Annotated in this window: 15 protein-coding genes; 11 read left to right on the top strand and 4 right to left on the bottom strand. The window is 49.4% G+C overall.

From position 1 onward, the window contains the following. From Q0224_RS02640 to Q0224_RS02630, 3 genes are all read left to right on the top strand, one after another. Window positions 1–434 (top strand): MqnA/MqnD/SBP family protein (locus Q0224_RS02640; RefSeq protein WP_366939499.1); only part of this gene is annotated, 434 nt, incomplete at its 5' end. Between the two features lie 616 nt (window positions 435–1,050). Continuing rightward, window positions 1,051–1,842, top strand: coding sequence for a UDP-N-acetylmuramate dehydrogenase (locus Q0224_RS02635; protein ID WP_297948897.1), 792 nt, complete (start codon window positions 1,051–1,053; stop codon window positions 1,840–1,842). 308 nt (window positions 1,843–2,150) lie between these two features. Further along, window positions 2,151–2,864: a rhodanese-like domain-containing protein gene (locus Q0224_RS02630; protein WP_297948895.1), complete on the top strand. Its 714-nt coding sequence runs from the start codon at window positions 2,151–2,153 to the stop codon at window positions 2,862–2,864. Window positions 2,865–3,475: 611 nt separating this feature from the next. Here the strand turns inward: Q0224_RS02630 and Q0224_RS02625 are convergent. The 4 genes from Q0224_RS02625 to folE all read right to left on the bottom strand — a co-directional run bounded on the left by Q0224_RS02625 (window position 3,476) and on the right by folE (window position 7,583). After that, window positions 3,476–4,264 (bottom strand): transporter substrate-binding domain-containing protein, encoded by a 789-nt coding sequence (locus Q0224_RS02625; RefSeq protein WP_297948893.1) that lies wholly within the window; start codon window positions 4,262–4,264, stop codon window positions 3,476–3,478. A gap of 418 nt (window positions 4,265–4,682) precedes the next feature. Beyond that, on the bottom strand, window positions 4,683–5,684 hold the full coding sequence (locus Q0224_RS02620) for an iron-sulfur cluster assembly scaffold protein (protein ID WP_297948891.1): 1,002 nt from the start codon (window positions 5,682–5,684) through the stop codon (window positions 4,683–4,685). A 3-nt stretch (window positions 5,685–5,687) separates the two neighbouring features. Further along, window positions 5,688–6,887 carry a NifS family cysteine desulfurase gene (locus Q0224_RS02615; RefSeq protein WP_297948889.1) on the bottom strand — a complete coding sequence of 400 codons (1,200 nt, stop codon included), beginning with the start codon at window positions 6,885–6,887 and terminating at the stop codon, window positions 5,688–5,690. Between the two features lie 111 nt (window positions 6,888–6,998). Further along, entirely contained in the window at window positions 6,999–7,583 is a 585-nt protein-coding gene (gene folE / locus Q0224_RS02610; RefSeq protein WP_297948887.1) for a GTP cyclohydrolase I FolE, read from the bottom strand. Window positions 7,584–7,770: 187 nt separating this feature from the next. Here folE and Q0224_RS02605 point away from each other — a divergent pair, with 187 nt between their 5' ends. The 8 genes from Q0224_RS02605 to purN all read left to right on the top strand — a co-directional run bounded on the left by Q0224_RS02605 (window position 7,771) and on the right by purN (window position 16,228). Beyond that, window positions 7,771–9,645: a TonB-dependent siderophore receptor gene (locus Q0224_RS02605; protein ID WP_366939498.1), complete on the top strand. Its 1,875-nt coding sequence runs from the start codon at window positions 7,771–7,773 to the stop codon at window positions 9,643–9,645. A gap of 27 nt (window positions 9,646–9,672) precedes the next feature. Further along, window positions 9,673–9,921 carry a hypothetical protein gene (locus Q0224_RS10950; RefSeq protein ID WP_366939497.1) on the top strand — a complete coding sequence of 83 codons (249 nt, stop codon included), beginning with the start codon at window positions 9,673–9,675 and terminating at the stop codon, window positions 9,919–9,921. Window positions 9,922–10,078: 157 nt separating this feature from the next. Then, complete coding sequence (tig, locus tag Q0224_RS02600) at window positions 10,079–11,392, top strand: trigger factor (RefSeq protein ID WP_297948886.1); 1,314 nt, start codon at window positions 10,079–10,081, stop codon at window positions 11,390–11,392. Further along, window positions 11,393–11,977, top strand: a complete 585-nt coding sequence (gene clpP / locus Q0224_RS02595) for an ATP-dependent Clp endopeptidase proteolytic subunit ClpP (protein WP_005871578.1) — start codon at window positions 11,393–11,395, stop codon at window positions 11,975–11,977. Then, window positions 11,978–12,496 carry a peptide deformylase gene (def, locus tag Q0224_RS02590; RefSeq protein WP_297948885.1) on the top strand — a complete coding sequence of 173 codons (519 nt, stop codon included), beginning with the start codon at window positions 11,978–11,980 and terminating at the stop codon, window positions 12,494–12,496. Then, window positions 12,493–14,010, top strand: coding sequence for a YifB family Mg chelatase-like AAA ATPase (locus tag Q0224_RS02585; RefSeq protein ID WP_297948884.1), 1,518 nt, complete (start codon window positions 12,493–12,495; stop codon window positions 14,008–14,010). Before def ends, Q0224_RS02585 begins: the two co-directional genes overlap by 4 nt. Next, entirely contained in the window at window positions 14,007–15,659 is a 1,653-nt protein-coding gene (locus Q0224_RS02580) for an NAD(P)H-hydrate dehydratase (RefSeq protein ID WP_297948883.1), read from the top strand. The genes Q0224_RS02585 and Q0224_RS02580 overlap by 4 nt, the downstream gene beginning before the upstream one ends. Next, window positions 15,650–16,228: a phosphoribosylglycinamide formyltransferase gene (gene purN / locus Q0224_RS02575; RefSeq protein WP_297948882.1), complete on the top strand. Its 579-nt coding sequence runs from the start codon at window positions 15,650–15,652 to the stop codon at window positions 16,226–16,228. The genes Q0224_RS02580 and purN overlap by 10 nt, the downstream gene beginning before the upstream one ends. Window positions 16,229–16,246: the final 18 nt, after the last annotated feature.

The raw sequence follows: 16,246 nt of genomic DNA, 5'->3' as shown, positions 1-16,246 counted from the left end.
TTTCGGACGAGCTTTGCGTAGAGCGCGAGATCTGGGATATCTGGAGCGAGCTAGCTGGCGAAAATCTGCCGCTGCCGCTAGGGGGCATGGCGGTTCGCCGCAGCCTACCGATAACGGACGCTATCGAGTGCGAGCGCGTGCTAACTGAGGGCGTGCGGATCGCCACCGCGCATAAGCCCCTTTTGTCGCACATGCTGATGGAGCGAAATCTCATCCGCGTGGACGACGCAAAGCTCGAAAAATATCTGAGCCTTTATGCCAACGAGGCCTCGATCGAGCTTTCGGGGGTACAGATAAGGGCGGTGGATAGGCTGTTTGAGCTTGGTTACGAGCGCGGATTTTACCCTGCGCCGATTAGCGCGCAGGAGAATTTTATCCCGCGCGAATATAACGAGATTCGTTTTGCAGACTGTGGCGGACAAAACCCTATGTAAAGGCGGGCGAGGTTAAAATTTAGCTGAAATTTGAGCCTTATTTCGGCTGATTTTGCTCGAAACACTACCCCTTCGTTTCGGCTAAATTTCTAGGCGTTAAGGGGTTTGCGCCTCGGCTAAAATTTTACTTCGGCGTAAAAACAGACGCGCGGTAGAATTTTATATCGCTTTTGCCGTAGCGGTAATGTATCGCCGCTTTTGGATTTAGCCGCGGAGTGCAATGTGGATTTAAAATTTGCGCGCAAATTTAGCGCCGAGTTTGTCGCGGATCGCCCGCCAAGTTCGTCAATCGACCGCCTGCTGCGGCGTTATTTGTCGCCGCGCAATATGCCGCCTTAATTTACGGCTATGCGGCGATGAAATTTTACGCGCGGAGGCGCATTGTGCGGCTGTATTTTGTGCCGCAGAGTGCGAGCTGCGCGTGTGACATAGCGCACCGCTGAAAACGTATCGAAAGCGAGCTAAATTTAATCACAGCAGCGTTAAATTTTAAGATAGCGTTCGCGTTTCGCACCGTGCGGCGCGGCGGTATCGCTAAATTTTAAAACGATACGGGGCGCAGCGGGTAAAATTTTAAATTTAAGAAACCAAAAAATGAAATTTAAAAGGCAAAATTTTGAAAACAAAGCAGATAGATTTTAGCAAATATACCTCCGTGCGCATTGGCGGGAGCTTTGCGGTGCAAATTTTAAAGGACGAGGCTGATTTTGCGGAGTTTGAGAGCATATCGGGGGGGGCGATCATCGGTGGCGGCAACAATCTGCTTATCTCGCCCGCGCCGCCGCACCTTGCGATGCTAAGCGAGGAGTTCGACCGCATAAGCTTAAGCGGCGATGTCCTTAGCATCTGGGCTGCGACGAAGTCGGGCAAAATTTATAACTTCGCCAAAAAGCAGGGTCTCGGCGGCTTTGAGTTTTTGCGCAACATCCCGGGCACGCTCGGCGGGCTAATCAAAATGAACGCGGGGCTCGCCGGCGCTAGCATCAGCGATAGTCTGCTTGCCGTGCGCCTGGCTCGCGGCTGGGTGGAGCGCGAGCGGATAAGCTTCGGCTACAGAAGAAGCGGGATCGAGGAGCCGATTTTGGGCGCTGAGTTTAAAATTTCGCGCGGCTTTGACGTCTCGCTCGCCGCGGATTTCGCCGCTAAGCGCGCCAATCAACCAAAGGGAGCAAGCTTTGGAAGCTGCTTTAAAAACCCGCCGAATGACGCCGCGGGCAGGCTGGTCGAAGCGGCAGGGCTTAAAGGCCACGCGATCGGCGGCGCGAAATTTAGCGAGCAGCATGCCAATTTCATCATAAATTTCGGCAGCGCGAGTTTTGAGGATGTGATGAGCCTGATAGAGCTCGCTCGGAAGCGGGTTTTGCAGCGCTTCGGCGTCACGCTCGAGCTAGAGGTTAAAATTTTATAGTTCAAGCGCGGACTTTGCAGGCTAAGGCGGCGAGGAGATAAAAAGCTGTATTTATAACGAATACGGCGTGCTTGTAGGCGGCTTTTGCCTAAGAGCATTTATCGTGCTCGGCGCGGTCTATATATTTTAACCCTCCTTTCTGATACCGATCGGGCGCAAGTCCGACCTTATTAAATTTTATCGCTATTTGGGTTTTGCAATCGAACCCCTACTTGATCGCTCGCATCTGCTAACGGCGTAAATTCACACTATTTAGATAAAATTTTGATATAATTTCTCGCTTTAAAAGCAAATCTAAAGGAGACGAGATGAAATTTATTTCTCATAAAATTTTAAAAAGCGCGGTTTTGCTGGCGGCATTGGGATCTTTCGCGACTTGCGGCGCCGAGATGCAACAGCCTAACGGCTACGCCATAAGCGGCGCGGCACTATCAGCGATAGAGGAGGACAATAGGGCTAAAGAAAATTATCTAGTCATCGACGTCAGAAGCGCAGATGAGTACGCCGCAGGCCACGTGAAGCATGCGATCAACATCCCGCTTGGAGAGCTGGAAAGCAGGCTGGATGAGATAAACGCCTACAAGGATAAAAACGTCGTGCTCTATTGCAACACAGGCAACCGCAGCGGCAAGGCGCTTGATCTGCTTAAACAAAAGGGCTTTAGTATGCTTATGAATGCGCCCGGCGTGAAGCAGTATGACTACGAGCTGTATAAGGTCGGTAGCATAAACGCGGAGGGGTTTTTGAAAATAGCGAATGATCCGAACGTCTTAGTCATCGATGTGCGCGAGAAAAAAGACTACGACGCGGGGCATATGAAAGGCGCGATAAATATTCCTGACGGCGAGCCTTTAGAAAATTACAAGGACGTGCTTGAGGCCAATAAAGACAAAAAGATGATCACACATTGTTATAGCGGCAACCGCAGCGCCAAGCTCGCCAAAGCCCTAAACGAGCGAGGCTACAACGTCACAAATCTACTTGACGGCACGAAAGAGTATAATTACGAGTTGGTGAAATAAATCGAGATTGGCTCTTGGGGTAAAATTTTACGATTGCTTTTTGCATTTGCCAGGTCTTTGTAATATGCAGCTTCGCGGCATCCGATAAGACAGGCGCCGCTAAATTTGAAATTATTTGCTCCGCCTGCTCATTTAGCGTGTACTTTGCATAGGATTTGCCTTTGATACAAAGTGAAATTTTGGCTCCCCCATACCGAGGCGGCAATAACGCTTGGGAGTTTAACTCCTTTTGGAGAAATTTTTCAAAATTTAAATCATAAAGTTGTAGCAGAAAAGCAAGTATTTAGAGCTAAAAAATAGAATTTTACAAGCTAGCGCGAGTTTTGTGGGACGCGAAATTCAAACGAGCTCTATAAAAGTTGCGTAAATTTTAAATGCAACCTAATCGCTTAAAATTTTACTTCCGAAAATGGAATTTCGCGCTAGTGGTGCGCGCGTTTTAAATAGCCTCACCAATTTCGATAAAATCTGTGCTTTAGGAGAGGTAAGCAAAATCAAGACCGAATTCTAAAAGCAAATTAAGCCCGCAACGTATTTTTCTCGCTCCATCATTACAATGAACTGAATTTTACGCGGAAGTCAAACGCACGAATTAAATTCTGCACGAAATTTTATTCAACCAAGAATTCCTTCTTATCGATCGTATCATGATAAAAAATCCCGAGTGTATCGTCAAAGGTCTTATCTAAAAATCCATCTTTTTTTAGTCCTGCTAAAGATGCATTGATTAGCCCTAACAGCGCATTATTGCCCTTCTGCACGGCGATTGCGTTGTAAGTTTGTTTGCCTAGACCATCCAAAGCAACCTGCGTTTTATTATCAATGATCGCGTATGCGTGCAGGATTAGATTATCATCGACATGCACGGCGTTTTTCGCCCTTTTGAAAGCGCGGTAGCATTTAGCCGAGCTGGCGCAGAAATTCAAATTCTTTCTGAAGCCCGCTTTGCGTAAGAAATTGTGAATAGGAGAGTGTTTGATGACGAAAATCCTCTTTTTGCGGAGTTGATCGAAGCTCGTGATATTTTCGTCTTTTTTGGCTAGCACACCTACCTGCACCTTAAAATAAGGCTCCGAAAAATCTACTTTTTTCGCTCGCGTGGGCGTCGGAGTAAAGGTCGCAATCACCATATCCGCTTCATTGCGCTGTAAAGCGCTAATGCGTCTTGAAGCCGTGATCGGGATAAATTTTACCTTGCCAGGATTATCGCCGAAAATCTCCTTACCAAGCTTCTCGCCAAGAGCAATCTCAAATCCCCTGTATTTGCCGTCTACGAGCGCACTAAACGGCGGCTGATCGTTATATACACCGATGCGAACGAGCCTATCTTTTTTGATCTGATCCAAAGAATTTGCAGATAGAAAATCAAGTAGCAGAGCCGCCAAAACAAATACTTTCATTTGCTCCCCTTTTAGTTGAAATAAGGCGCAATTATAATAAAAAGAAATTATAGCCAGCTAAAATTCTGCGATTTATGGCGCATTTTCATCTAAATTTATAAAAAGATGGAATTCATGGAGAAAATTCTATGCCCAATTTACAAACGAAATCTCATAAAAAACTTACACGAGCGAAAAAAGCTTTTAATTAAATTTATAAACAAAATTTTACGGATGGATTTCACGTTAGAAAACCTTAGCGAAATTTGCGATATTTTTAAAAGTAAACGGCGAAATTCTACGCAGATTTAGCGTCTAATTGCGAATTTAGCTAAGGGGCGAAATTTAGCTCCGCTGTTGCGCAGAAGCTCAAGCTCTTAAAATTTTGTAAAGACCAAGCAAAGACCAAGCTAAGATGCAAACGTAGCGACCGATAAGCTTAGATCGGCATTACGCGGATGTTCGGGCTAAGGTTTTCTTGCAAAACATTTTCGATCGCATATAATGTGCCGCTCGCACCACTGGCGCAGCCGCTGCAAGCACCCAGGTAGCGGATATAGATGTCCGTTTTGCCGTCGTCTGCAGGCCTAATGTCGATGACGTCGAGATTGCCGCCGTCCATCTGAAGCATCGGGCGAATGTCTTCGTCAAGCACCCCTTCGACCGCTTTAAATTTACCGATCAAATTTAGCTGCTCAAAGCTCATCTCTGCTCCCGCTTTCGCGCTAGTAGCGGCACTCGCCTCGGCTTGAGCTTGAAGTCTCTCTCGCTCCATCTCCTCTCTGGTTTGCTTTAAAATATCGACCAGATAGTAATCCTTCTCCTCGTGTCCGCCCGGGCGCACGCAGGATTTGCAAAACGCACCTGCTTTGGTGTATTGCGTGATCTCTTCAACCGTATGAAGATCGTTTAATCGGATCACCTCTTTGATCGTGCCGAGGCTCACGCGCGCGCAGTCGCACACGATGATCTCGTCCTCGAAATGCGCAGGATCGACGCCCTTATAATTCGCTGCAGCCTGCTTGATGACATCGTATGCCATGACCGAGCAGTGCATCTTTTGCGGTGGCACGGCGGGCTCATCTGGAGTATCGCGCATAGCGTGCTCTACGTCTAAATTTGTAATCTTTACCGCTTGATCGACGGTCTTTCCGATACAAAGCTCAGCCATCGTATCCGAACTCGCAATCGCCGTGCCGCAGCCGAAACTTTTAAATTTAGCGTCTAAAATTCTATCAGTCTTAGGATCGATCAACCAATACAGCCGCACCGCATCGCCGCAGCTCTCGGCGCCGAAGTCTGCGACCACTAGCTTACCGCCTCTAGCCTTTGCCTCCTCCTCGGTGATCTCGCCCATATAGCGAGGATTATTCATACGGTCCTGCACTTTTTGCGAGTATTGCTCCCAGATCGAGCCGTTTATCAAACTGTTTTTTGCCATTTTTTATCCTTTATTTTTCTCATAACCTTGCGGCGCGTAAGCAAACGTGCTTGAAATTCCGCGCAGACGAGCGATAGCTTTACCTATATGTTCGATCGCGTAATCGATCTCCGCCTCCGTCGTAAAGCGCGACAGCGAAAGTCTTAGCGCCGTATGCGCCAGCTCCTTATCTGCGCCGATCGCTTCCATTATCGGGTTATTCTCAAGCGCCTCGCTCGCACACGCAGAGCCGGTAGAAGCGGCGATACCCGCTTTATTCAGATCCCACAGCATCGCCTCTCCCTCGACGCCTTGAATTGAGGCGAGGATGGTGTTTGGCACGCGAATGCTGCGATCACCCACGACGCTGACGTTTGAAATTTGCAAAAGCGCATCCTCCAGCTTATCGCGCAGCCTGCTTACCTGAGTGCGCTCAAAATCCATAAATTTATTCGCTAGCTCCAAAGCTTTACCTAGCCCCACGATGCCCGCGACGTTTAGCGTACCGCTGCGGCGCCCGCCCATATGCTCGCCGCCGTGAAGCAGGCTCGTAAGCGGTTTACTATCTTTGATGTAGAGTGCACCGACGCCCTTTGGAGCGTGAAATTTATGCCCGGAAAGGCTTAAAAAATCCACGTCGGCATCGCGCACGTTTACCTTTATCTTACCTACGGCCTGCACCGCGTCGGCGTGATATAGCGCACCGCGTTCGTGTGCTATACGTGCGATCTGTTTAACGGGGAAGATCGTGCCGGTTTCGTTATTTGCCCACATCACGCTAACGAGCGCGGTTTTGTCGTCGATCTTTTCGCTAAGCTCATTAAGATCGATCTGTCCATTTTTATCGACGCCGAGGCGAGTGATCTTTACGCCGCAGGTTTTTTCTAAAAAAGCACAGGTCGCGCTGATTGCGGGGTGCTCGACGGAGCTTATGATGATATTATCCTTCTCGCCGGTTAGAATTTTATCGTAGTAAATTCCTTTTAAAACCCAGTTATTGCTCTCGGTCGCACAGCTTGTGATGACGATATCGTCCGCATCCGCAGCGCCGAGTCCCGCATAGAGCCTATCCATCGCGGTTCTTAGCGCGGGGTGAGTCTCGCTTCCGAAGCTGTGAAGGGAGTTTGGATTGCCGTATTTATCACAAAAAAATGGCTTCATCTCCTCGAAAACTTCGGGATCGACCATCGTAGTGGCGTTATTATCCAAATAAACGCGCTGCATAAAATTCCTTTCTAAAATTTGTCTGAAATTTAATCAGACAATTTCGCTCTTTTATCAATTTCGCACGATAATATAACATAATTGCTAAATTTTTCTTTAACGCTTGCCGTTTTAAAAACCGAAAGTTTTCGGAGAATTTATTAGATCGAAAAATTCCTTGCGCGTGTCGTTTCGGCTGATAAAAAGCCCCCGCAGTGCCGACGTAGTCGTGGTCGAGTTGATCTTTTGCACGCCGCGCATCTCCATGCACATGTGCCGCGCCTGCAGCACCACGCCCACGCCGAGCGGATGGATCACCTCTTGAATTGCGCTTGCGATCTGCTCGGTAAGCTGCTCTTGGATCTGCAGCCTGCGCGCGAAAATATTTACCATACGCGGAATTTTGCTAAGCCCCACGACCTTTTTATTCGGGATATACGCGACGTGCGCGCGCCCTATAATCGGTAGCAGATGGTGCTCGCAGAGACTATAAAATTCTATATCTTTTATCAAAACCATCTCATTGTTGCTGCTCTCAAACAGCGCGTCGTTTAAAATTTCTTTTGGATCCAGCTCGTAGCCGCTAGTTAGAAACTCATAGGCTTTAGCCACGCGCTCGGGCGTCTTTGCGAGCCCGTCGCGCTTCGGATCCTCGCCTAAAATTTCAAGCATCTGCGACACGCAGCTTTCAAATTTCGCTCGGCTTTTTTTGTCCATTTTTAGCAATTCCTTAAAGATCGATGCGCGATATTACTCAAAAACGCCTTTTATAACGCTGATAAATTTTAAAATTCCGCGCGAAATTTTATCAATCTCATTATGTTAATGATAATATATTTAAATTTAAGAAATTTTTGTTTAAAATCCGCCGTTTCGATAAGCTTTATCTACAAGGAGTTCGGTAATGAAATTTAAGATGAGTTTTGGCGCGGCTTTGGTGCTTTTTTCTTTTGCTTGCGCCGAGCAAAACGCCGCAGCAAACTCCGCCTCGGGCGAAAACCTAGGCGATATCGAGGTCGTAGAATGGGCGAATAACGACGACGGCTACCGTGCCGTACGCAGCGAGATCGGCAAGACGACTAAGAGAATTTTAGAAATTCCGCAGACCGTAAATGTCGTAACGCAGCAGCATCTAAAGGACAAAAAGCCAGAGACCCTAGCCGAATCGCTGCAAAACGTAAGCGGCATAAGCTATGCAAATACGACGGGAAATATTTTTGATGCGATCATTAAGCGCGGCTTCGGCGAGGGTCGCGACGGCTCGATTATGCGCAACGGCGTGCCTGGCGCAGTGATGCACAACTACAATAAAACTATTCAATCCGTCGAGGTTCTAAAAGGGCCCGCGAGCATGCTCTACGGCGCGCAGCAACCGGGCGGCGTCATAAACATGGTAACTAAAAAGCCGCAGTATGAGTTTATAAATGAGCTTTGGGGCGGGCTAGGCAACCGCAACTATTGGGACGCGGGATTTGATACTACAGGGCCGATTGCAGATAGCGGCTTTGCGTATAGATTTATATTCGATTACTACGCGAAGGATTATTGGCGTAGCTTCGGCGGTATAAAAAACACGCTATTTGCGCCGTCGCTTGCGTATCAAGGAGACGATTATTCGATAAGCTTAGGCTACACCCATAGCCGCTCTACCGATCCGGTGGATCGCGGCGCGTTTTTAGTGCCGAGTACGGGTAAAATTTACGGCAGCGGCAAAGTCCGCTTCGACGAGCCGGTAAATAAACTACAAAGCAAACTCGATACGGTTGATTTCGGCTTTGAGAAGGAATTTAACGAGGATTGGATATTAAAAGGCGCCTATGCTTTCTCGCGCAGCAAGCACGAATACGGCTACGTCCGTCCGAACAATCCATTCACGCCCCAAGGCCTTACCGGCACGACGCGATCATATAACTACTACGATAATTTCATACACCGCACGCACGCAGCAAGCGTCACGCTAAACGGCAAATTTGAAACGGGTCCGCTTAAGCACGACGTCCTTTTCGGCACGGATTACAAAAACTACTACAGATACCGCCCGGGCGCGCTAAAAGGCACCGCTGGACGCATCAATATGCTTACCGGGCAGACCGCTTCGGGCGCCGTCTTAACGAACGATAGAGAGCCAAAAATACAATATCAAAAGCTAAGAACGATCGGGCTTTACACCCAAGATAATATAAATTTAACCGACGAGTTGATACTTTCTTTGGGCGTGCGTAGGGAATTTTACGATCAAGTAGCCAAACAAAGCTGGCAAGGACCGAACAACACCGATCAGAAAAAGGCTGCTACGACCTATCAGGGCGGGCTTTTGTACCTGTTAAGTCCGCAGTGGTCGGTATATACTAACTACGCGCAAAGCTTCACGCCGCAGATGTCCATAGGCGAGGCGATAGGCGGCGATCTAAAGCCGGAGGAAGGCAAATCCGTGGAGCTCGGCACCAAATTTCAAAACGATCGCGTCACTGCGGGTGTGGCGGTGTTTAATATCGATAAAAGAAACATCCTGCGAACGGTAAATAATATAAGTGAGACGATCGGCAAGGCTCGTTCGCGAGGATTTGAACTCGATATAAACGGGCGCGTGACGCAGGGGCTTAGCATGTCGGCAAGCTACGCATATACCAAAACGAGAGTGCGTGAGGACGACGGCGCTTTTGCGGTGCTAATCGGCAAACCGCTGGAAGCGACGCCGAAGCACCAAGCAAGCCTATTTGCCAACTACGATTTTGCGCATCTAGGCGCAAAGGGGCTTAGGCTTGGCGGCGGCGCGTGATACTTCGGCTCGTGGTACACCTACTATATGCGCACGAACCTACCGAGCGTGCCTGCAGGAACGGCGTTTAAGCTGCCTCACGCCGTAGTTTATGACGCCTTCGTGAGCTACGATACTAAAATTTCGGGCTATGATACGAATTTTTCGTTCAACATCAAAAATTTGACCGACAAAAAATACTACACCTCATCCTCGACCGGCACGACCACGAGCGTGATACCTATTCAGATGGGCTACGCGCGGCAGTTTATGTTTAACGTATCGGTAAAATTTTAACCTCAAGCCTGCTTTAAATTTTAAGGCGGGCTCTTAAAAATTTTAAAATTTAAAAGCTGCGAGCCGCTTAGGCTCGGCAAATTTTGGAAATTTATACTTTAAATAAGAAATTTTTTGATATATTATTCGCTATTTTTAAATTTTCTAAAGGAATTTTATGGAAGTAAAAGCAAAAATGAAAGACGCCGCGAATGCGGTAGCTGCGAGCAAGATCGAAGCAAAGCAGATCGCAGCCAAAGTAGAAGAGCTAGCCAAAAAGGCCTCCAAGCAGCTAAGAATCGACGGATTCAGACAGGGCAAAGTGCCTACCGCAGTGGTTTTGAAGCGATACGGCAAACAGCTTGAAGGCGATGCAAAACAGGAACTTCTTAAAAATATGATTGACGAGTCTCTTAAAATTTTAAAGAAAAAGCAGGAGGAAATTTTATCCGAGCCGGTCTTTTCTAAATTTGATGAAAAAAACGGCGATATCGATGTTGAGATCGAAATTTCTTTCAGACCGGAGGTTAGCGTCGAGGGGTACGAGGAGCTGATCCCTAAATTTAGCAGCCCGCGCGTTACTCAAAAAGAGATCGATGAGAAAGTGACGGAATTTTTGCAGATGATCGCTCCGCTTTCTAAAACCAACAAAAAAATTCTAGCCAAAGACGATTTTGCAAAATTCGACTTCGAAGGCTTCGTGGACGGCAAGCCATTCGACGGCGGCAAGGCGCAGGATTACGTCCTTCAGATCGGCTCAAATCAATTTATCCCGGGCTTTGAAGACGGAATGATCGGACTTAGAGTGGGCGAGGAACGCGACGTGGCGGTTAAATTTCCGCAAGATTACGGCGCGAAAAGCTTAGCCGGTAAGGACGCGATTTTTAAAGTCAAGCTTCACGAAATTCAGGCTAAAAAACCTGCCAAAGAGCTCGGCGAGGAGGAGTTAAAGCAAGCGCTTCCAGGCGAGAAAGAGCCGAGCAAGGAGAAATTTGAAGCGCGCATTAAAGAGCGCATCAAAAACGATAAGCTTCAAAAGCTGATAAACGAGGATCTAAAGCCTAAATTTGCAGACGCGCTCGCCGAGAAATTTAACTTCGCGCTTCCAAAAGCGATCGTCGAGCAGGAGATTAATTTGCAGTTTAACAACGCCTGGAGCGGCTTTTCAAAAGAGCAGATCGAGGAATTTAAAAACAATAAAGACGCCCTTGATAAAAAGCGAGAAGAGTTTAGAAAGGCTGCCGAAAACAGCGTAAAACTTACCTTCTTAATCGACGAGCTAGCCAAAAAGCGCAATATCGACGTAAGCGATCAGGAGCTCGTTCAGGCTGTCTATATGGAGGCCTATACCTACGGCGCAAACCCGAAAGAGCACCTAGATAGATACCGCAACAACGGCATGCTGCCGGCCGTCAAAATGGCGCTGATCGAGGAGAAGCTATTCAACGATATTTTCTCCAAACAGGGCAAAAAAGAAGAGAAGGGCGAATAGATGGTGATTCCTTACGTTATCGAACAAACTAGTCGCGGAGAGCGCAGCTACGACATCTACTCGAGACTGCTAAAAGATCGTATCGTAATGCTTAGTGGCGAGATCGACGACGCAGTGGCAAGCTCGATCGTCGCACAGCTTCTGTTTTTGGAGGCGGAGGATCCGGATAAGGATATCTATCTATACATCAACTCCCCGGGCGGCGTAGTTACGAGCGGATTTAGCATTTATGACACGATGAATTACATCAAACCCGACGTTAGCACGATCTGTATCGGTCAAGCGGCGTCGATGGGAGCGTTTTTGCTAAGCTGCGGCGCCAAAGGCAAGCGCTACGCGCTTCCAAACTCGCGCATAATGATCCACCAGCCCCTAGGCGGCGCGCAGGGTCAGGCTACCGACATCGAGATCCAAGCCAAAGAAATTTTACGAATGAAAGAAATTTTAAATGGCATCCTTTCGCAAAATTCCGGCAAAGATCTCGCGCAGGTCGAAAAGGACACCGATCGCGACTTTTTCATGAGCGCCGAGGATGCCGTGCAATACGGACTGATCGATCAAGTACTTCAAAAGAGCTTTAAATAGATGATCCTGGACGTCCTTACCTATCCGAATAAAAAGCTATACCAAAGATCGACCGAGGTCGTGAAATTCGACGCGGCGCTAGGTAAGTTTTTGGACGATATGTATGAGACGATGATCGCAAAAAACGGCATAGGTCTTGCCGCCATCCAGGTAGGCAAGCCCGTGCGCGCTTTGATTATAAATTTAGCTAATGAGGAAAAAATCCAAGACAAAAAAGACCTCATCGAGATCATCAATCCGCAAATTTTAAAAAAGGAAGGCGAGGTCGTTTACCAGGAGGGCTGCCTGTCGGTGCCGGGCTTTTATGAGGACGTCGCGCGCGCCGAGTTTATCACGGTGCAGTTTCAAGACCGCGCCGGCAATACCCAGCAAATGGACGCTAGCGAGCTGCTAGCCGTCTGTATCCAGCACGAGATGGACCACCTCGACGGACATCTTTTCATCGAGCGCATCGGATACAATAAACGCAAAAAATTTGATAAAGAATTCAAAAAAAGCCTAAAAGAAAAATCGAAATGAAATCCCTAAAATGCGCTGCCTTCACGGATGCTCTGATCCCCGTAGAGGTTGAATCGACATTCGTGCGGGGGCTGCCGGGATTTAATATCGTAGGCCTTGCGGGCGCTACGATAAAAGAGAGCGAAAGCCGCGTAAAAGCCGCTCTTGTGAGCCTAAATTTTAAATTTCCCGCGTCCAAAATCATCATAAATCTCTCCCCCTCCGACACGCCCAAAAACGGCTCGCACTTCGATCTTGCGATCGCGCTTCTAATCGCGCTGCAAAAAGAGCGCATTGACGGCGATTTCTTTGTCTTTGGCGAGCTCGGTTTAGACGGCAGCTTAAAGGGTACGGCGAGCCTCTTTTCGATCCTGCTTTTTTTAAGTACGAAGGTGAAGCGCGCTAAAATTTTAGTGCCGCAAAGTATCGCTCTAAAGGCCTGCACGATCCCAAACTACGACGTTTATGCTGTGGGTAGCCTAAGCGAAGCGGTCAGATTTTTTTTAGACGAGGAGTTCGCCGCAAGCAGGCTCATGCGAGAAACCCATCCGCTTTTTAAAAACGTCGTGGAGATTGACGGGCAAGCTTACGTTCCCAACCGCGATTTTTCGCTTGATTTCAAAGACGTCAAAGGACAGAAGCGCGCCAAACGCGCGAGCCTGATCGCCGCGTGCGGCATGCACAATATCCTCTTTGAGGGCAGCCCCGGCTGCGGCAAAAGTATGTGCGCCAAGCGGATAGCCAGAATTCTGCCTCCGCAGAGCCTGGGCGAAGTGCTGCTCTCGTGCGCCTACGAGTCGTTAAATAACAAAGACGTCGATTTTAGCGCGCTGCGCCCCTTCCGCTCGCCGCACCACACCAGCACGCGCAGCTCGATTTTCGGCGGCGGCAGTAGCGGCGCAAAGATCGGCGAGGTCGCGCTCGCAAACGGCGGCGAGCTGTTTTTCGACGAGCTGCCGCACTTCGGCAAGCAAATTTTAGAAAGCCTGCGCGAGCCGCTGGAGGATAATAGAATTTTAATTTCGCGCGTAAATTCCAAGGTCGAATACCAAACGAAATTTATCTTCGTCGCGGCGCAAAACCCCTGCCCGTGCGGAAATCTATTCTCCAAAAACCTCACCTGCACCTGCTCGCTAAACGATATCAGGCGCTACAAAAACACGATCTCCACGCCCCTGCTCGATCGCATCGACATATACGTCGCGATGGACGAGACTGGCGCGGACGACAGAAGCGACGTTTGCAGCGAGGAGATGGCAGATGCGGTGTTGCGGGCGTTTCGCGCGCAAAAGGCTCGCGGACAGAGCGAGCTAAACGCAAAGCTACGCGACGAAGAGACCGAAAAATTTTGCGTCTGCGAAAGCGCTGCGCGGGAGGTTTTGCAAACGGCGATCGCCCGCTACGATCTTTCGCAGCGCGGCGTGAATAAGACGCTAAAACTCGCGCGCACGATCGCCGATCTAGCAGGCGCCGAAATCATCGCCAAGGCGCATATTTTGGAGGCTCTTAGCTTTCGCATAAGGAGCGAAATTTGAAAAAAATTTTCTTTAGCACCGAGGAGCTCGATGCGCGAGCGAGCGCAAAATTTGGACTGAGCGAGCAAATTTTAATGGAAAACGCCGCTGGCAGGATCGAGGGCGAGATCAGAAAGCGGCTCAAAAAGGGCTCGCGCATTTTAGCGCTTTGCGGCGGCGGAAATAACGGAGCGGACGCACTGGCGGCGCTGCGAAAGCTAAGCGGAGATTTTAACTGCACCGCGCTTTGCGTGCTTCAAAACAGAAGCGCGGCGGGCAAATTTCAAGCTGATGCGGCGCGGGCTGCGGGCGTTAGGCTTATCGACATCGCGAGCGCAAAAGACGATTGCGGGCACGTAGAGGGTGCGTCTAGCAAGGATGCCTGCGCGCATGAAAGCGTAAAAGGTTTCTCTTTAAATGGCATTAGCTCTTGTGAGGGCGAGCCGCGGAGCGAGCATGAAAACCTAAGCGGCGCTGACGCTTCGGACGACGGCGATAAATTATGTGCAAAATTTACGAGCGCTAAATTTGAAACCGCGGAACACGGCAGCGATTTCGGCAAGCTAGGCAACGAATGCGGCGAACCGAGCGTCCTGAGCGATGAGATTACAAACGCAGACTGCATAATCGACGGGGTTTTCGGCAGCGGTTTAAACAAAGCCTTAAGCTCTGAAATTTGTGAAATTTTATCTCTCGCAAATAGCGCGAAAGCTCTAAAAATAGCAGTCGATGTCCCAAGCGGCATCGACAAGAGCGGGCGCGTTTTAGGCGGTGCGTTTTGCGCGGATTTGACGATCGCGATGGGAGCACTCAAACTCGCGCTGTTTTCGGACGGCGCGAAGGATCAAGTAGGGCGGATCAAAGTCGCAAATCTTGGAATTTCGCGCTCAAATTTTGAAAGGGGGAGCGAATATTTTCTGCTTCAAAAAAGCGATCTGAAGCTGCCGCTACGCAGGAAGCAAAACACCAACAAGGGCGACTTCGGGCACACCTACGTCGTAAGCGGGCAGATGAGCGGAGCGGCGCAGATGGCGGCTCTGGCGGCGCACGCGATCGGCAGCGGGCTCGTTAGCGTCGTTAGCGAGGGGCCGTTAAATTTAAGCCCGATTTTGATGCAAAAAAGCTCATTTGAGCACGCGCGGGTCGTAGTTTGCGGCTGCGGCCTCGGGGAGCGGAAGATCGATCTTGCCGCGCTGCGGGGCAAAAGCTGCGTCATCGACGCCGATCTGTGCTACGAGCGCGAAATTTTAAGCCTGCTTAGCGATAACTCAAATTTAGTCATAACGCCCCATCCGAAGGAGTTTTGCTCGCTCTTAAAGATCGCGGACATCGCAGATCTTAACGTGAGCGAGCTGCAAGAGCGGCGCTTCGAGCTTGCGCGGGCGTGGAGCGAGAAATTTAGCGGCGTGCTCGTGCTAAAGGGCGCAAACACGCTCATCGCGCAGGCAGGCATCATCTACGTCTGCGACAAGGGCAGTGCCGCGCTCGCAAAGGGCGGCAGCGGCGATGTGCTCGCAGGGCTCATCGGCGGGCTGCTCGCGCAAGGCTACTCGCCTCTGCAAGCCTCAATCTGCGGCGTCCTAGCCCACGCACTCGCTACGCGAGCCTTCGCCAAAAACTCCTACGCGCTAAATCCGCTCGATCTCATCGAGGAGGTAAAATGGTTGTGAAAAAGCTCGCCGTGCTTTTTAGCGGTAGCGGCTCAAATTTGGAGGCGATCCTGCAGAAGCTGCACGGCAAAATTTTCGGCGAAACCAAGATCGAAGTCGCGCTAACGCTAAGCAACAAAGCTGACGCCGGCGGTATCGCAAAGGCCGCAAAATTCGGGCTAAAAAGCGTGATCCTAAATCACAAAGAGTTTGCTAGTCGCGAGGAGTTCGACGCCGCACTCGTGCGCGAGATCGAAAAAAGCGGCGCGGAGCTTACGGTGCTTGCGGGCTTTATGCGTATCCTCACCCCTGTTTTTACGAGCAGGATTCGCGCGATAAACCTGCACCCATCGTTGCTGCCGCTTTTTAAGGGCGCGCATGCGATAGAGCAGAGCTTTGAGAGCGACATGAAGGTGGGCGGCGTGAGCGTGCACTGGGTCAGCGAGGAGCTTGACGGCGGTAAAATCATCGCTCAGCGCGCGTTTGAAAAGAGCGCGGGCATGAGCTTTGAAACTTACGAAGCCAAAATCCATGAGATCGAGCATGAGCTATTGCCGCAGGTGATCGTAGAAATTTTGTGCCGAAGCTAAATTTAGCGCAGAATTTAA

The sequence above is a fragment of the uncultured Campylobacter sp. genome, assembly GCF_938002845.1.
Lineage (GTDB): Bacteria > Campylobacterota > Campylobacteria > Campylobacterales > Campylobacteraceae > Campylobacter_B.
The sequence above is the reverse complement of the archived record's forward strand: the minus strand, read 5'-3'. Positions and strand labels throughout refer to the sequence as shown.